The organism is Butyrivibrio sp. DSM 10294 (assembly GCF_028539135.1).
Lineage (GTDB): Bacteria > Bacillota > Clostridia > Lachnospirales > Lachnospiraceae > Butyrivibrio.
In genome coordinates, this window is record NZ_JANSWL010000049.1 from 39,964 (window position 1) to 58,319 (window position 18,356).

Below are 18,356 nucleotides of genomic sequence, written 5' to 3' on the forward strand. Positions count from 1 at the left end.
GTTCTTTACATTTTTAGTCTATCACAGCTTTTATCACAGAAATGTCACACATACTATCAAAAAAGAATGTCGCTTCCGACATTCTCGCGCCGAGCGTGGTTGCTGAAGGCAACATATTCCTATCGCGCGAGTGCGCATCCATAGCGGAGCGTTTTTTATGATATAGGAATTTCGAAGAAATTTCCTATATCATAAAAAAATAAAGGGCACCAAAACGGTACCCTTTACCTCTATAAATCACTCTTCTGCCTTATCTGTGTCATTGCTATCTGCGGCTTTTTCTTCTTCGGAAGGATTTTCTTCTACGGCCTCAGCAGCCTCTGTATCTTCACTTGTAGTTTCTTCCTCGGTCTTCTTATCTGTATCAGCAGCCTCTGCTTTGTCTACATCAGCTGATTCTGAATTCTCAGCTTTTTTCTCAGCTTCTTCCTTGGCCTTCTCCTCAGGGGACTTCTCAAAGAGGTCATCAAGGACAATGGTCATCATATCCTCGTTGGTAGGATTCTCCATGTGGGAAATCCTGCGGGCCTGATTGGTGATGATCTCCTCGAAGAGGTTACGAACCTCTCTGGCATTGGCGAAATTGTCGATGTTCTCGATCTTCTTGGCTGTGATGAGAGCTCTGATCTGGTGCTTAACATCATCCGCAACCTTGTAATCATACTTGTTGCAGTTCATGTAGAAGATCTCTTCCAGCTCGTCAATATTGTAATCGGAGAATTCAATGTACTTGTTGAATCTGGACTTGAGACCGGGGTTGGAGTCGATGAACTTCTTCATAGGATTGGTATATCCGGCAACGATGACAACGAAATCATCTCTGTTGTCCTCCATTGCCTTAAGGATGGTATCTATAGCTTCCTGGCCGAAAGCATCATCCTTCTGAGCCAGTGAATATGCCTCATCAATGAAAAGAACGCCGCCCATAGCCTTCTTGATCTGCTCTGTGGTCTTGATGGCTGTCTGACCAACGTAACCGGCTACAAGTCCTGATCTGTCGACCTCAACCAGCTGTCCTTTGGAAAGAACGCCGATCTGCTTGTAGATCTTGGCGATAATTCTGGCAACTGTGGTCTTACCTGTTCCGGGATTGCCGGTAAATACAAGGTGAAGAGATACAGGTACGGACTTAAGTCCCTGCTCTTTTCTCTGCTTCTGAACCTTGACGAAGGCTGCAAGCTCCTTGACATCATCCTTGATCGTTCCAAGACCGATAAGCTTATCAAGAGTCTCCATCGGATCCTCTTCAGGCTCCTCAGGCTCCTTGGCTGCTTCCTCTGCCTTGGGACCGGAAGTTGCTGTTACATGCTTATCTGCTGCGATCAGTGCCTTAGCCTCATCCAGTGCAGAATTAGCCTTTTCCATGGCATCCTCGCTGCCAAGCCCTACACTTCCTGCAGCGACAGGCTTCTTAGGTGTCTCTGTTACATTTCCGTCAAACTCAAGAGTTGTCTGATTATCTGATTCCTCTCTCTTAATGGCGTCATAGTTAAATCCGTTACCGGAGAAAGTATTCTTTGCGTTATTAACAGTGGTCTTCGCTGCATTGAAGAAGTCTCCGTACAGACTTCCCAGAATGTCCTTCTGCATATTTGTGATCTTATTTAATGCCTCTAATTCCTTGTCTCTCTTATCCAAATCAAGTCCCATTTTTCCAACCTACTTTTTTCTCTAAAACTAATGCAATTTCAAAAAACTATTCACACTATACTAGCACATATCCCCACATCTCTTCAACGCAAAAAAAATTGGGGTCAGACCCCAATCACAGAATGTTCACAATTGGACAAAAAATAACGCTTCGCAGCATTTCTGCCACGAAGCGCCATCTAATCACTAATTCATTAATCATTTAGGAACCAGCCGCCACGGGTCATGAAGGTGCGCTGAGTTACCATAGCATCAATATCCATTCCGGTAACCTGTGCAGCCTGGGCCTTGTAGCTTGCTGCTGCGCCGGTGCCCATTGCCTTGTATGCGCCGTAGGAAGCCTTGGGCGAACCATCAAGATTCTTAAGTCCCTGGGCGATATGGCTCTCCATCTCATGGGCATCATCGGTCTCTCTAAAGAGAATGAAGCTCTTGATGTAAGGATTGTTGGAAGCCATCGTGTAAGCGTAAACAATGGATGCCATCTGATACTCCTCGCCGAAGCTTGAAGTATAGCCAATCTCTGAAAGAGAAATATCTCTCACAGCTCCTGCAGGATTCAGGAAGGAAGGCTGGCACATATAATCTGTCAAAAGATAAATATTCTCGATTGTAATATATGGTGTAGACAGGTTCTGGCTGACATACTGAGCCTGCTGTTTCCATGCGTAGGGGTCAAAAAGCGGAGCGTTGTAAGGATGAACCGAAAGTGACCAGTCTATGTTACCCTCGCGGAGCATGTAGTAGTTGAATCTGTCCAGGAAGTCCTTGGCAAGAAAGCAACCGGGATTGGACTTTCTCTGCCATTCCTGGTCGATCGAATTGTACACCTTGGCGTTGGCATTGACACTCTTGATTCCGTTGTAGAAAATACGGAAGGCCTTAACATACTCGCTGACATTGAGCTCAAGATTGGTGGAGTTCATGTAGTACCACTCTGTTCTTGCGTTGATCTCATTGCCGATTACCCAGTTATCAACAGTTCCGATGGAGCCGCCTGAATATCTCTGAGCAAGGAAAGCTGCGATAGCCTTAAGGTGCTGTGTACCACCGTCCTCCTTGGTATTCATGGCATATCCCGGGCATACATGGGAATCCCTTGAAAGTGGATGGATAAGATCAGCTCCTGCAGCAGTCTTGTTGTTAAGGATAGTCATTGTGAGCTGGAAACCGTTGGCCTTACACCAGTGAACAAAGCCGTCATACTGTGCAAGAGCTGCGGTATTGAACTGATATACTCTTCCGTCATAGGCAAACTCTGTAGTTGCAACAGCCGGATCCGATGAAGGTCCTACAATATCACCCATGTACAGGTTATAAACCATCTGGGCAACTCCCAGATCCTTGAAAGTAGCTGCATTTGCATCATTAGGAAGAATTCCCTTGATACCGTGGTCGTTTCTGCCGGTGGTCTGCGTAGCAACCGCCTCAGGATTGGTGATATAGTGCTCATCACTTACCTGAACCATGCTGCCGCCCTGCTTAACTGCCACAAGGAATTTTTTGCTGAGATTGGAACCCGGAGTATTAAGTCCCAGATCAAAAGAGAAAGTAGCCGCCGCATCTCTTGGAGCAGTGGCAACAACATTTCCCACCGTTCCATCCTGATATACCTCGTCGGCGTACAGATAATACAATCCGTCATCCGAAGCCGGAATGCTGGAAGCAGCCACATTGACCACAACGCTTCCGCCCTGGATCATACAAGAATTGATACTTACAACTCGGCCGGCCGCCTCAGCTACAACTCCCTCAGGGAGCACGACGTCATGGGCGCCTACAGCCATCACAACAGTTGCTGCAGTCATCACCGCAACACAAATCTTCTTAAATAACAAACCCTTTTTCACACTGAACCTCCACACATTTTATTTTTTATTTCGAAAAGAATTTAAGATCACGCACTTGCAATAGCATCCACAAAAGCCTTCACAGCTTCTTCGTCACTTGAATGAAGCGCACTCTTGATGGTGAGACTATTCTCAAGTATAGTAACATTCTTAAGGGCCGAGAGCTTCTCGGTCATGAGCTTAACCGTAGCCGGAGCCCAGGTTCCGTTCTGAGCAAGAGCAAAAGTCCTGTTCTGTACAGCAAGCGCCTCCATATCGTGCAAAAATGCCGCCATAGGAGGATAGATCCCATTGTTGTAGGTTGGGCACATAAGAACAATCTTTTTGCAGCGCCATACCTCCCCAATCAGGTAGGACACATCTGTTCCGGACACATCATACACCTTGATGTTCCTGCCGGTCTTCTCCCTAAGTCCAGAAGCCACCGCATCCGCAGCGCTCCTGGTGTGACCGTAGAGACTTCCGTACACGATAGCTATATCATCGCTCTCAGGCTCGTAGGTGCTCCACTTCTGATACTTATCCATAAGAAGATTGATGTCCTTCCTCCACACAGGTCCGTGAAGAGACAGGAGCATCTTGATATCAAGTCCTGCTGCCTTCTTAAGAACCGCCTGAACCTGCATTCCGTACTTGCCAACGATATTGGCATAATACCTTCTTGCGCTGTCCATGAAGTCCTTCTCATAATCGTATTCGTCGGCAAAAATGCCGCCGTCAAGGGCCCCGAAGGTTCCGAATGCATCTGCGCAAAACAGCGCACCGCTACTCTTCTCATAAGCCATAAGAACCTCAGGCCAGTGAACCATTGGCGCTGCGATGAAACTAAACTCCAGCGCACCGGTGGAAAGAGTATCCCCCTCCTTGACCTCAAGCTTGTTAAAGCCCGCAGCCTCCGGGAAGAACTGTTCCATAATGGTAAAAGTCTTGGCTCCTCCCACCACCGTAACCTCGGGGTGCAAAGCCACTACTGTGTTGATAAGTGAACAATGATCCGGCTCCATGTGAAGAACAATGAGATAATCCAGTTTTCTTCCGCTAAGAGCCCCACTTAGATTCTCAAGATACTGATCTGCCACGGTAATATCCGCAGTATCGAAGACCGCAGTCTTCTCATCATCAATAAAATAGCTGTTGTAAGAAACACCCTCCGGTATGGGAAAAATGTTCTCAAAACGCTCAAGACGCTTGTCGCTTCCGCCAATCCAGGAAATTCTGTCAGTCACTTTCTTGATGTTATTCATAATTATCCCTCTTTACATTTAAGAAATTAAACGAAATACGGTGCTTATTCAATTCTATCACATCACTTCTTAAATTCCAAAATCGTCTTCTCCACTATGCGGATATCAATGGGCTTGGTGACATGCGCATTCATACCTGCATCGAATGCCTGCTGCACATCGTCAGCGTAGGCATTGGCTGTCATGGCGATAATAGGAATCTTCTGAGACCAGTCTGTACCCAGGGCTCTGATGGCTGCTGCCGCTTCATAGCCGTTCATCACAGGCATCTGAATATCCATAAGGATCATGTCATAGTCTCCCTCATGGGCATTCTTAAACATCTCAACAACTTCCTGTCCGTTGACACCTCTTGTGACCGTAGCCCCTTCCATATCCATCAGCTCTATGAGGATATCGGCGTTGATATCGTTGTCCTCTGCCGCCAGAAACTTCATACCATCCAGTGGATTGGTGTTCTCAGCTGCCTTGGCCTCTGCATCGGCTCTTCCCTGTGCCATCTCATCAAAGGCCTGCTTGAACATGTATTCCAGAATCGGCTTCTGAAGCACCTTGGTGGCGCCGGCCTCTATAAGAGGCTTTTCTACTTCGGATTTGTTGATGACAGCCACAAATATAATTCCCTTTCGGCCCTGCTCACCGGTCCTTATGGCCTTGATCAGATCCGTAATCGGCATATCTTCTATGTCGTCATCGATTATGATGAAATCCAAATGCCTTCCCGTCTTTTCGAACTCTTCAATATAGCGCAGAGCTTCACCTGCACTGGTAGCCACATCGCCCTCAAGCTCTGCAGCCTTCATCCTTTCTCTGAAAAATACGTTCTCTTCGATATTGCCATTCACTCCAAGGAAGTACTTTATTCCGTTGTCCTTCCAATATATCTCATTCTCTCCCGCCAGTTGCAGCCTTAGGTTCACGGTAAAGGTGGATCCCTTTCCTTCCTCCGAATCCACTCTGATGGTTCCGCCCATGAGTTCAACCAGACTCTTGGTTATAGCCATACCAAGGCCCGTTCCCTGAATAGTCTTGGTGGCTCCCTTTTCCTCTCTTGAAAAGGCATCAAAGATCTTGTCCTTGTACTCCGGCTTCATTCCTATACCGTTGTCGGATATAATAAACCGAACATTGTTAAAGCCCTCGGAAGAGGTGGTGCTCTCCTCAATCGTAAACTCTATCCTGCCACCTTCCTGAGTATACTTAACGGCATTGCCAAGGATATTCACCAGAATCTCATTTATCCTCTGCTTATCACCCATGAACCTGTCATGAAGAAGCCCGTTGCCATTAATGATATAATCCTGATTCTTGGATTTGGCCTGCATTCCGATGACGGTATTAACCTCCTCAAGGAGCTGCCCCATCCTCATTTCCTGTATATCAAGCGTCGTCTTACCGCTCTCGATCTTACTCATATCAAGAACATCATTTAACAGTCCCAGAAGATTATGGGACGCAAGACTGATCTTATGAGTATACTCCCTTACCTTCTCAGGATCGTTGCAGTTCTTGTCTATCAGAAGATTAAAGCCCGTAATGGCATTCATAGGAGTCCTGAAGTCATGGGACATATTTGCCAAAAAGCTTGTCTTGGCCTTATTAGCTGTCTCGGCTGCCTGAAGCGCCTCCTGCAGCTGGTGATTTCTCCTGAATTCCTGAGTTCTGTCATAAAGAGCGATAGCAAGCCTCTTACCGCCGTCGTCAATGGTGCTGACGATAACGCCTCTGTAATACAGATGCTCATTGGTCTGCTTGTGCTCGAACTTAAGCTCATCCATAACGATGATCTCGCCGGTTCGCATGCTCTCCTGAATCTTGTCAGAGATCTTCACATTTTCCTTGAACCTCTCGTCCTCAAGCTGAATCTGCGACAGGACTCTGATATCCTCTTTTACCTTATCCAGCGGGATTCCTAGTGTAGCCTCAACATTGGCCGTAACAAAGTCCGGCGCATAGCTCTCTGTGTTCAGCACCGCCAAAACGTCATTATTTCTCTCAACCACGAAGTCGAAGAGCCACTCTCTGTAATGAATATCACTCTCCTTGAGCTTAAGGTCCTCCTCATTCCTTCTGTTGATCTCGTCCATCATTTCCTTTAGCTTGCTGGTCATGCTGTTCATGGAATCCGCAAGCTGGCTTATCTCATCTTCATAGGCATCGCTGTAGGACACCTCGAAATTGCCGTGCTTTACCTCATTTGCCAGCTTATTAAGCCCCGTAACACGCCTGCTTAAGTTACTTGCGAAAATGCTGGCAAAGCTGTAAGACAACAGGAACATGATCAGTGCTATCACTATCACCGTCCTCAGCATTCCAAAAACGTCAGTGGTAATGTCACTTCTGTCAATATAGTAATAAACAGTCCAGCCATTTGAGATCGTCTCAGAGGGCAAAAGAAAATATTTCTGAGTATAGCTGAACTTCTCAGCATTCTGCTCTGTGGTTCCCGCTGTGATATTCTCAAGAACCCCCTTATCAACTGCCTCGCTGCCCGTGGCCTTATGGATGATTATCTCATCATTATCGTTAAGCACATAGATACCGTTGGACAGATAGCTGGCCTGGTTCAGGATAGAGAAAAACTGATCCGTGTCTATCTTTAAGGTGATCATTCCGATAACCTGCGAAGATGTAGCCACATCAAGAAGAGTCTTGATGACATAAACGCCGCCCTCGCCGTCCACAACCCACATGGCTGAGTACTCTTTTTTACACTCTTCGTACCACGCAAGTTCCTGCGCTGTCTCAGGAATGCTGGTAAAATCACCTATATGATCCTGCTGTAGAAGCGTCGAATAGATATGAATATCAGAAATATTAGTATCGCTACTTAAGTAATACCAGATAAGAGGCTCAATCCTGTCATTAAGGGACTCCGTCAGGGCATATGGATCACGATTCACATGCTGCAGCACCTTTCTGAAATCCGTCTCATAGGAAAAGAACTTAATGACATCATTCTCATTCTTGATATTGTTCTCAATACCATAGGCTATAACATCCACATTTCCCTGCATTGCTATCTTAGTCTGCGCTATGAGGTTATTGCGCGCCACAATGTACGCATACACGCCCAGCACCACAATAGGTACCACGATCAGTATCGCGAATGTTATCCTCAGCTGAAATTTTATGCTCTTTCTGTTATTCCCGTTCATATAAGCCCCTCTATTACCACTCTTCTTCTCGGATTAACTGCGCCTCTTGGTCCATATCCTGTAATGCGGTGGCCAGGTCCTTTTTATCCAGCACCACCTGTTGAAGCTCTCGTCCAAAGGTCTGATACAATTCTCTGCTATGGGGGCCCCAGCTGTAATAAGGCGCCACCAGTCTGTTTTCCTCCAGAATATCCCTGATCGGGTCAAAGCTGTCAGGATTGCTGAACTTAACATTGGCCAGATAGGTCTGACTTCCCACTCTGTCCCTCCACAGAGCCTCCTGCCCCTCTGTCGTTGCGAGGCTTGCCACAAACGCCTTAGCCTCCTCCACGTGCTTGCCATAGCTGTTTACTGCAAAGCCGCACTCATTCCCGCCTATCATTGCCGATTCCTTATTCCTCTTATCCATAATGACGAAGATTCCCACCTCCATTTCGGGGTTGGCTTCCATCACCTGAGCGTAATCAGCTGGCTCTCCCACCATCATTGCCGCCTTGCCGGTGGCAAATTCCTCTATCGCTGCTCTTTTATCAAGAAGGAACATCTCCGGAACCAGAATCTCATGCTCCAGGAGCACTTCCCACAGGCTAAGGTCCGCATACAGCTCCTTGTAAAAAGATGCCTTGCCAAACTGCAGCCTGTCTCCAAAGGTTTTGCCATATATAGTAGTGAAATATCCGGCATTGGGGAAAATAATCGCACTGTTGGCCAGAAGTCTCTCATCCTTAAAACCGGCAGCAAGAGGCTTCATATTTTTCTCCAGCCTGAAATAATCGCAGAGCTCTATGTACTCCATGTAATCAGCAGGTTCTTTTTTCCATTCTTCCTCGAACAGCTTCTTGTTGTAGAAAAAGCACTCGTAGTTACAGGTATTGGGTACAGCGTAAACCTTACCGTCATATGTGAAGGCTTCTTTTCCTTCCTCGGAAAAAGCTGCGGTTATATCCGATACATTCATGATATTACCGCTCTTTGCATGCTTTCTGGCCATTGGCGGATCGATGCACACAATGTCGGGCGCAGCTTTACAGGCCAGCTGATCATCCATCAGGGCCTCATAATTGTTTTTTTCAAGATATAAAAAGTGAAAGGAATACTCCGGAAATTCTTCAGATAAATAGTTTTTCAGATTGGTAAGATAGCTCTCCTGATACCAGGATGCTATGCGAATTGTGATCTTCTCACCGCCGATATCGGTACTTTCGTCGGCAGTGGGTTTTCCGATAGTCTGCTCACGGGAGGTTGTATCCGAAGCAGCCTCCTGCAATGCTTCTGATGATGCATTTGGCGTACTTTCAGCAGGGTTCGCCGCCTGTCCGCAACCATTCAGCGCCCCTGCTGCTACCGCCAAGGTAGTAATCATTCCGACAAAGATATTTTTGATTCTGCTGATTTTCATAGATACCTCAACTTATCAGTCTTATATCTTCATCCCCATGTTCATATGTAAAACAAAACCGCTTATCTTAACAGGATCTTCAATAGCTCTCCCGCATAGAGGATGTGGTACTCACCCTCATCCTTATAAAACTTTTCAGCAAGGCCTTCCTCCATAAAGCCTTCCTTCTCAAGCTCCTGCCTGAAAACAGTCTTGCAGATAAGGACCTCCCCCGCTTCTTCTACATAAGGGATGCCCTCATAATAACCGATATTCATGCGCGCACCGGCCACCTTATCCTCGTCCCTTCCGGACACAAGACTAAGGTACTTCAGCGCTCCTCTGAACTCCTGCTGGTCAACAAAGCTTACGGAGAACTCTCCCGTTGTATCCAGCAGTTCCCTTGTATATCTGCTCTTTCTGACAAAGATAAAAACAAGGCGCTTGTCCCACAGATATCCTACGCCGCCCCAGGCAGCCGCAGTGATGTTAACCTTCTTGCCATCTGTACTGGTGATAATGATCTTATCGCCCACAAAGGTATATGGTCCATCTTCAATATCCGTAGGGTCAACAGGCTGAAAAACGCGCATAAAACCTCCATTTCCCGAGATCAGAAGTCTCTTATCACATCATCATCCGTGAGACCTGTGTTCTCAATTTTGGTAATAATAATATCGTAATTGAAATCATTACTTACTACAATATTAACACGGTCACCTACTTTATGTCCAAGTAATTGTTTGCCAAGAGGAGATTCTACACTGATAAGCCCCTTAAGAGAGTTCTGTCTCATGGTTGTGACAATCTTGTAGGTCTCTTCGGTGTCGTCCTCCACGATCTTGACCGTAACAGACTTGTTCATGCCAACTTCGTCCTCTCCGGCCTTATCGTCAATTACTTTTGCGGTCTTGATCATTCTCTCCAGGAATCTGATTCTGCTTTCATTCTGGTTCTTGGCCTTTTTAGCCGCATAGTACTCGAAATTCTCGGACAGATCCCCCTGAGCCCTTGCTTCCTTTACATGCTCAAGGAGCTCCTTACGAACCACGCATTTGCGGTGTTCGATCTCTGCCTCCATATCCTCAATGTCTTTTCTTGTAAGTTCGTTATGCATAGTTTACTCCTAAAAAAGACGGGGTCCGAACCCGGGCCCCGTCTCCTAATTTTTTCGAATGTAAATCTTCTATCAAGCCTTGCCAACTGATCCGAAGAGTTCCATCTTCTCCTTAACTGTAGCCTTGATAGCTTCAGCGCCGGGAGCAAGAAGCTTACGAGGATCAAATCCCTTGCCCTCGAGGTCCTTGCCTGCCTCAACGTATTTACGTGTAGCTTCAGCGAATGAAAGCTGGCACTCTGTGTTAACGTTGATCTTGGATACGCCAAGTGTGATTGCCTTCTTGATCATATCTGCAGGAATTCCTGTGCCGCCGTGAAGAACGAGAGGCATAACGCCTGTCTTCTGCTGGATAGCATCAAGAACGTCGAAACGAAGTCCCGGCCATCCCTCAGGATACTTGCCGTGGATGTTACCGATACCTGCTGCAAGCATGTCTACGCCGAGATCAGCGATTCTCTTGCACTCATCGGGATCAGCACACTCGCCCATTCCTACAACGCCGTCTTCCTCGCCGCCGATGGAACCAACCTCAGCCTCGATTGAAAGGCCAAGCTGATGAGATACGTTAACAAGCTCAGATGTCTTGGCAACGTTCTCCTCGATGTCATAATGTGAACCGTCGAACATGATGGATGTGAAACCTGCCTTGATGCACTTGTAACATCCGTCATATGTACCATGATCAAGGTGAAGAGCTACAGGAACTGTGATTCCAAGGCTCTTGTCCATAGCCTTAACCATTGCTGCTACTGTCTCAAAACCTGTCATATATTTGCCTGCGCCTTCGGAAACACCGAGGATAACAGGGGACTTAAGCTCTTCTGCTGTTAAGAGAATTGACTTTGTCCACTCCAGGTTGTTGATGTTGAACTGGCCTACTGCATAGTGGCCCTCTTTTGCTTTTACAAGCATGTCTTTTGCGGATACTAACATTTGTTTCTCTCCCTTACTTGTGTTTTTGATGGTTATAGTTATATTTCATTATATACTTGTAGTTCAGAAAAATAAACAAATTTAGTGTATTTCATTGCCTCCGAAATCAAGTTCGTTCTCAGCCCAGAATTCATCACTGGATACAGCCTCGAAACTGTTGTAACGAAGGATGGCTGCGCCTCTTGCGGGAAGTGTCAGTGTAAGAACTCCCTCCACCACAGAAAATGTTGTGTTAGTGGTGTAATATCCCGCATTATCGGTCTTCATAAGAACTGACAGCTTGGCGTTCCTCGGAATTCCAAGGGGCCATACTTCGATCTCCTTGGTCTCCATGAAATCGTTGTTGTTGATAGCCACAACCGTTGCCGCAGTCCTGTTGAATCTTCCGTAGGCAATAAAGTTATAATCTGCAAGAAGCTCTCTCACAGAGCCCGTCTTGAGCTCAGGGCAGGTCTTGTGAATGTTTATTATCTCCTTATGGAAATCAATGAGAGCCTTGTCCTCATGGCCCCAGGGATATGTTCTTCTGTTATCGGGGTCGGTGAAGCCGCATACACCAGCCTCGTCGCCGTAGTAAATAGTGGGCGCTCCCGGCCAGGTCATCTGCATAACAACAGCTTCTCTCAGCACCGACTTCTTGATGCCTGTATTGGCTGAGGCTGCCATAAGAGTCTCGGTCCTTCCCACCTTCTGACTGGTCCTTGTAAGGAATCTGGAATGGTCATGGTTGGACAGCTCATTCATAGCGCAGTACAGAGAAGAGGTTGTGAAGTTCTCACCTCCGGCATACAGCAGTGTGTCAAAAAACTGTCTCGCATTACCCACTCTGTAGGGCTGGAATTCATCACTGTGCTTCTCCATTCCTGTAAGGAACCAGCTGACAGGCTCCATAAAGGCGTCATAGTTCATGACAGTATCCCACTGATCACCCATAAGCCAGTCCTTGGCAGGTCCGTAGTGCTCTGCAAGGATCAGTGCCTCAGGATTGGCACTTAATACCTCCTGTCTGAATCGTCTCCAGAAATGATGGTTGTATTCCGCAGAATGTCCCAAATCCGCTGCGACGTCGAGTCTCCAGCCGTCTGCGTTAAATGGCGGTGACACCCATTTTCTTCCAATCTCAAGAATGTACTCCTCCAGGTCGGAGGAGCCCTCATAATTAAGCTTGGGCAGGGTATCATAGCCCCACCATCCGTCGTAATTTCCGTTGTAGGGCCAGTTGCCTCCGTTAAAGGCAAAATAGTCATGATAGGGGCTGTCCTTTGCTACAAAGGCACCCTTTTCGTACTCACCGGACTTTTCGTAGATTCTCTCTCTGTCCAGCCACTTGTTAAAGGAACCGCAGTGATTAAAGACACCATCAAGGATTACCCTGATGCCTCTTTTGTGAGCCTCTTTGACCACCTCTGCAAAGAGCATATCGCTCTCGGTGAGATTGGTCTTATCCGTCACTCTGCTGATGTATTTGCTGGCCTGGCTGTTGTCGTACTGACCCTCCGCAAGAACCTTGCCGGTATCCTTCACGATCCTGCCAAAGTGGGGATCGATGTGGTCGTAGTCCTGAATATCGTATTTATGGGATGAAGGGGATACGAACAGGGGGTTAAAATAGATAACCTCAATGCCCAGGTCCCTGAGATAATCAAGCTTATCAAGAACTCCCTGAAGATCTCCCCCATAGAAATTGCAAAAATCAAAGCTGGTGGCAGGATATGCATCCCAATCCGCGATATGATGGCTGTAGCCGCCGTTGTAGGCATACTCCCTGTCCACCACGTCATTGGAAGGATCTCCGTTACAGAACCTGTCCACAAATATCTGGTACATTACAGCACCCTTGGCCCAGTTAGGGGTTGCGAAATCAGGAAGAACCCTGAACTTCATGCTCTCCATGGGCTCATTGCAGCACCCTCTTTTATCGTAGGCAAAAAAGCTTCCGTCCTTGCCTCTGATCTCAAAATAATAGGTAAAAGGTCCTGTTCCGGTCTTGGCTCTGGTCTCGAAGTAATCAAATTCCCCCTCAGTTTCCGACAGCTTAAGGGGATGTCTTTCGTTATTCCAGATAAGCTCTATACTCTCCGCCTCGCCGCTTCCGCATCTGAAGCGCACCAGTGTAACTCTGTTTGAATCCGGTTCCGCCGGTCTTAAGTAATCCAGCGTCATGTCGTGGAAAAAAGCTTTAGTGTTCATAAAATCCTCTGTACCCCAATTTTTTCGTATAAAGCAAAAAAGACAGCGGCAAGCTGTCTTTTTAGAGAAGGTATTTCTTTCTTATGGGGTATAGCAAAAAACTATATAATGTATTGGGGGGTTACGCATATTATACTAACACCCACCTACCCATGAGTAAAGACACATACTTCACAAATTTACTAAAAACAGCTACTCGTTTTTGTAGATTTTTAACAAGGCTCAAACGTTTTCGCCCGTCAAATTGCCACTTCAACATCGGTAGTGATAGCATGACCCTCAAAAAGTGCTTCGAACTCTTCCCTTCCGATCTTCTCTTTTGCTATAAGAAGTTCGGAGCTGGCATGAAGAATATCCTCATACTGAAGGATGATCTCCTTGGCCTTGGCATAGCACTTGTCAATGATGGTCTTAACCTCCCTGTCTATCTCTCCCGCCATAAGCTCACTGTGCTTCTTGCTGTGAGATATGTCGTAGCCGATAAAAACATCTTCCTCATTTTCATCATAGTTGATCACGCCGATATTATCGGACATGCCGTACTTGGTAACCATGTTTCTGGCTTCCTGTGTGGCCTTCCTGATGTCACTGGAAGCGCCGGTGGTAATGTCTCCGAATATGATCTCCTCTGCAATACGCCCCCCGAGAGAAACCATAATATCCTGGAGCATTCTCCTTTTGGTAATGAACATCTCATCCTTCTCCGGAAGAGGCATTGTGTAACCTGCTGCCCCAAGGCCTGTAGGGATGATAGATATGGTATGAACAGGTCCCACATCGGGAAGAACATGGAAGAGGATCGCATGTCCCGTCTCGTGGTAGGCAGTGATCTTCTTCTCCTCATCGGAGATGATCCTGCTGTGCTTCTCTGTTCCTATTCCAACCTGTATAAAAGCTTTGTTGATATCGTTCTGTGTAATGAATTTCCTGTCTCCGATGGCTGCATTGATGGCCGATTCGTTCAGGAGGTTCTCAAGATCTGCTCCGGTAAATCCGGCTGTAGTCTGAGCAACCTGTTTAAGGTCAACATCCTCTGCAAGAGGCTTGTTCCTTGCGTGAACCTTGAGGATCTCTTCTCTTCCGCCAATATCCGGTCTTGAAACGGTAATCTTTCTGTCAAAACGTCCGGGACGAAGAATTGCGGGATCGAGAATATCCACTCTGTTGGTGGCTGCCATGACGATGATTCCCTCATTTACGCCAAAGCCGTCCATCTCAACAAGCATCTGGTTCAGGGTCTGCTCCCTCTCGTCGTGTCCGCCGCCCATTCCGGTTCCTCTCCTTCTGGCAACGGCGTCGATCTCATCGATAAACACGATACAGGGTGCATTCTTCTTGGCATCGGCAAAAAGGTCTCTTACTCTTGAAGCACCTACGCCCACGAACATCTCTACGAAATCGGAGCCGGAGATGCTAAAGAAGGGAACTCCCGCTTCACCGGCAACTGCCCTTGCAAGCAGTGTCTTACCTGTTCCGGGAGCGCCTTCCATCAGAACTCCCTTGGGAATTCTTGCTCCCACCTGGGTAAATTTGCCGGGGTCCTTCAGGAATTCAATTATCTCCGCAAGTTGTTCCTTCTCTTCCTTAAGACCTGCCACGTCATTTAGCTTGACCTTGTTCTCCTCACCGGTGGACATCTTGGCTCTGCTCTTGCCGAAGTTCATCATCTTGCTGTTGCCGGAATTGCCCGCCTGTATATTGGTCATCAGATTAAATATGAAGACCATCAGCACAAGTCCCACTATTATGGGAATTATGCCGTTAATCAGTACGTTCTCTGTAGGTATGTCCTTAACTTCAACGGTGACATTGTTGCTTGTCAGGAACTCCTCCAGCGATACCACATCTGTGGTATAAAAGGTCACATCATCTTTTCCCTCGGTGAAGCTGACTTTCACAGAGCCTGTAGGCGTCTCAGCATTTGGCATGATCACAACATATTTGACTCTCCCTGCTGTGACATCACTCTCCAATAAGGCTCTGGAATATGTGGTACTGCCTCCTGCCATAAGACTTGAGCCATATTCCAGTATTACCACAAATACCAGCATGATCAGTGCAAAAATAAAGATGGGACTAAAATTTCTTGAACGATTCAACTTCTTTCCCCCCAAAGTTTAATTGAATTCGACTACTCCTATATATGGAAGATTTCTGTATCTCTGGTCATAATCAAGACCATAACCCACAACGAATTCATCAGGTATCTCAAAACCTGTGTAGTCTACCTTAACGTCAGTAACTCTTCTCTCAGGCTTATCAAGCATTGTGCAGAGCTTGATGCTTGCAGGTCCTCTGTCTCCCAGCATCTTGATAAGGTATGACAGTGTTCTTCCTGAGTCTACGATATCCTCAACTATAATAACATCCCTGTCCTTCAAAGGCTCGTCAAGGTCCTTAACGATCTTGACCACTCCGCTGGATTTGGTTGAGCTGCCGTAGCTTGATGCGGACATGAAGTCCATTGTTACAGGAACAGTGATTCTCTTGGCAAGCTCGCACATAAAGAATACACCACCCTTAAGTACGCATACGAGATGAACTGTCTTACCTGCATAATCTCTGCTGATCATCTCTCCAAGTTCACTGATTCTCTTGTCAACCTCTTCCTCTGTAAGTAGAATTCGAACTGATTCAGCCATTGTTATTTCCTCCATTGATTATATTTATAGCCAAAATTTTTTTGGTGTTTGAGCTGACCTTGTATTTGCTGCCGTAGCGGTAACCCGGAACCCAGATGATGCTGTTTCCCTCCGCCAGGATCGGCAAACTGTCTCTCACAGCTGCCGGAATCTTCTCATCCGTCATGTATTTGGACAATTTCTTACTGTAAAAAGCATCGCCTTTATCGAGAATTATCTCATCCTCAGGCTCTCTTGTCCTAAAGACAGCTGTTTGTATTCTATCATAATCAAACCACTTCGTATATGAAGCAGTAGGATATGGTGTCTTGCCATTGTACTCTAAAATTTCAATTTCCGCTACACCCAATCCCGGCAAATTTATGTTAATTTTTTGACTATTTTTATCTTTTAAAAGCGATAGCACGTCAAAACGGGTTTCCACGGATGTTTCACTTTTTTCGCGCTTCCCGGTATTTTGAACAAACATCCTGAATTCATTATAGTTTCTTTCTGCCAGAATGTCATAGGGAAGATTCAAACACCCTCCTCCGTCTGTTGTATCCGTAAGCTCAAGAACCGCTTCCACATGGGCTCTTGTAATGTCCTTCCTGGCAGTGACCAGCGCTTCAAAGCACATAAGTATCAGGTACTCTCTGATGATACCGGGCTGAAGGCCAAACTCTGTCACATTAAATGACACCACTTTGCCCCCCGTAATGGTAACGATTCGGGAAAAAAGCTCGCTTGCCTGCCCTCTGATATACTCATCTGCCCTGGCAAAATCCGTAGCCGCACGGGATAAATGCTCCGCGCCCTCATCATTGATATTTTTTATCAGATATGGCATCACCTCATTGCGGATCTTGTTTCTGGTGTGAATGTTCTCGGCATTGGTACTGTCGGTGCAGTAACTTATGCCCTTTTCCTGAAGATATTCCTCAATCTCTCTTCTGGTGACGCACAGTAGCGGCCTTATCACGTTGTCGCGAACGGGTCTTATGGCGCCGGCTCCTCTTAGACCCGAGCCCCGAAGGAGATTCATCAGCAGAGTCTCCGCCACATCGTCCTCATGGTGAGCAACGGCGATTACTGCCTTTTTCCCTTCTCCGGCAAGGTCTGTTACCGCCTTATTGAAGGCTTCATATCTTACCTTGCGGCCTGCCTCCTCCTCTGTCATGTTCCATTTCTTAGACAGCGATGGAATATCTTCCTGAACCGAGATGAAGCGGATCCCCCGCTCCTTGCAGTAATTCCCGGCAAAGGCCTCGTCCTCTGCCGCCTCCTGCCTGATACCGTGGTTGATATGAACTGCCACGGGCTCTACTCCAAGAAGTCTTCTAAGCTCATACAGAACCGTCATCAGGGCCGTTGAGTCTGCTCCGCCGGAAAAGCCCACCACTACAGCGTCTGCCTGTTCCAGCATCCGCTCTTTCTTTATGAAGTTATAAACTTTGTTCTCAAATCCGTTCATTCTCTTTTGCGGCGGGACGTGCCTCATTCAAAAAACTAAGCGCAGACAGATACGTCCCCGTACATTGTCTGCGCTATGATTTGTAATATCAGTTGCCGGTGTTCTTGAAGATAATCTCACCGGGATAGACTAATCCAAGTTTTTCCTTAGCTGTGTCCTCTATGTATTTACGTGTGTGCGTGTATCTCTCGAACTCGGCGATATCCTCGCTCCTGGCCTGCTCTTCCTCGATCTGCTGCTGAAGAAGTGCTTCCTTCTCCTGAAGTTCATTGGCCTTCTGCTTAAGACCGTATCCCTTGATGGATACTGCAACTACCAGGAAAAGAACTACTGTTGTGGTCAGGATGATGCCTGCCTTATTCTGAAAGCCACGCCTCTTATAACGTGCTCTGCGTGCCATTTTGTACCCCACAATATATAGATTTTCTCATAAAACCTCTAAATACATTGTAATACGCTATATTGACCACGTCAAATATACTTATAAAGATTAGTCACGTCCTCTTTGTGTATTGTCTCCTGAACATCCAGGACTTCCACGCTAACATCCTTGTTGCCAAAGCCGATGGTGATCTTATCTCCCACCTTAACCTCGGCAGAAGCCTTGGCGGGGCGGCCGTTGATGGTGACACGTCCTGCATCGCAGGCTTCGTTGGCCACGGTGCGTCTCTTGATAAGTCTTGTTACCTTTAAATATTTGTCTAATCTCATGTTGCTGTAATTCTCCATTCTGTCTGT

The 18,356-nt window shown here is 46.7% G+C and carries 14 protein-coding genes; all 14 read right to left on the reverse strand.

The annotated features are described in order from the left end of the window. Positions 1–237: 237 nt before the first annotated feature. Positions 238–1,650: an AAA family ATPase gene (locus tag NXH67_RS04215; RefSeq protein WP_272796523.1), complete on the reverse strand. Its 1,413-nt coding sequence runs from the start codon at positions 1,648–1,650 to the stop codon at positions 238–240. 194 nt (positions 1,651–1,844) lie between these two features. Next, a complete protein-coding gene (locus NXH67_RS04220; protein WP_022779271.1) occupies positions 1,845–3,500 on the reverse strand; it encodes a DUF5722 domain-containing protein in 1,656 nt (551 codons plus the stop codon). A gap of 47 nt (positions 3,501–3,547) precedes the next feature. Continuing rightward, positions 3,548–4,744, reverse strand: coding sequence for an FprA family A-type flavoprotein (locus NXH67_RS04225; RefSeq protein WP_022779272.1), 1,197 nt, complete (start codon positions 4,742–4,744; stop codon positions 3,548–3,550). Positions 4,745–4,806: 62 nt separating this feature from the next. Continuing rightward, positions 4,807–7,902: an ATP-binding protein gene (locus NXH67_RS04230; protein WP_272796525.1), complete on the reverse strand. Its 3,096-nt coding sequence runs from the start codon at positions 7,900–7,902 to the stop codon at positions 4,807–4,809. A gap of 13 nt (positions 7,903–7,915) precedes the next feature. Then, positions 7,916–9,301 (reverse strand): ABC transporter substrate-binding protein, encoded by a 1,386-nt coding sequence (locus tag NXH67_RS04235; RefSeq protein ID WP_272796526.1) that lies wholly within the window; start codon positions 9,299–9,301, stop codon positions 7,916–7,918. Positions 9,302–9,363: 62 nt separating this feature from the next. Continuing rightward, positions 9,364–9,873: a flavin reductase family protein gene (locus tag NXH67_RS04240; RefSeq protein WP_272796527.1), complete on the reverse strand. Its 510-nt coding sequence runs from the start codon at positions 9,871–9,873 to the stop codon at positions 9,364–9,366. A gap of 20 nt (positions 9,874–9,893) precedes the next feature. Next, positions 9,894–10,397, reverse strand: a complete 504-nt coding sequence (locus tag NXH67_RS04245) for a GreA/GreB family elongation factor (protein WP_022779276.1) — start codon at positions 10,395–10,397, stop codon at positions 9,894–9,896. Between the two features lie 72 nt (positions 10,398–10,469). Beyond that, positions 10,470–11,333: a class II fructose-1,6-bisphosphate aldolase gene (gene fba, locus NXH67_RS04250; RefSeq protein WP_022779277.1), complete on the reverse strand. Its 864-nt coding sequence runs from the start codon at positions 11,331–11,333 to the stop codon at positions 10,470–10,472. An 81-nt stretch (positions 11,334–11,414) separates the two neighbouring features. Further along, positions 11,415–13,523, reverse strand: coding sequence for an alpha-glycosidase (locus NXH67_RS04255; protein ID WP_022779278.1), 2,109 nt, complete (start codon positions 13,521–13,523; stop codon positions 11,415–11,417). Between the two features lie 239 nt (positions 13,524–13,762). Beyond that, on the reverse strand, positions 13,763–15,622 hold the full coding sequence (gene ftsH, locus NXH67_RS04260) for an ATP-dependent zinc metalloprotease FtsH (RefSeq protein WP_022779279.1): 1,860 nt from the start codon (positions 15,620–15,622) through the stop codon (positions 13,763–13,765). 18 nt (positions 15,623–15,640) lie between these two features. Beyond that, positions 15,641–16,165 carry a hypoxanthine phosphoribosyltransferase gene (gene hpt, locus NXH67_RS04265; RefSeq protein ID WP_022779280.1) on the reverse strand — a complete coding sequence of 175 codons (525 nt, stop codon included), beginning with the start codon at positions 16,163–16,165 and terminating at the stop codon, positions 15,641–15,643. Continuing rightward, the gene (gene tilS / locus NXH67_RS04270) at positions 16,158–17,618 is read right to left on the reverse strand and encodes a tRNA lysidine(34) synthetase TilS (protein WP_272796529.1); all 1,461 of its coding nucleotides are present in this window, start codon (positions 17,616–17,618) and stop codon (positions 16,158–16,160) included. Before tilS ends, hpt begins: the two co-directional genes overlap by 8 nt. Positions 17,619–17,706: 88 nt before the next feature. Beyond that, a complete protein-coding gene (locus tag NXH67_RS04275; protein ID WP_022779282.1) occupies positions 17,707–18,018 on the reverse strand; it encodes an FtsB family cell division protein in 312 nt (103 codons plus the stop codon). Positions 18,019–18,089: 71 nt separating this feature from the next. After that, the gene (locus NXH67_RS04280) at positions 18,090–18,329 is read right to left on the reverse strand and encodes an RNA-binding S4 domain-containing protein (protein ID WP_022779283.1); all 240 of its coding nucleotides are present in this window, start codon (positions 18,327–18,329) and stop codon (positions 18,090–18,092) included. Positions 18,330–18,356 lie beyond the last annotated feature (27 nt).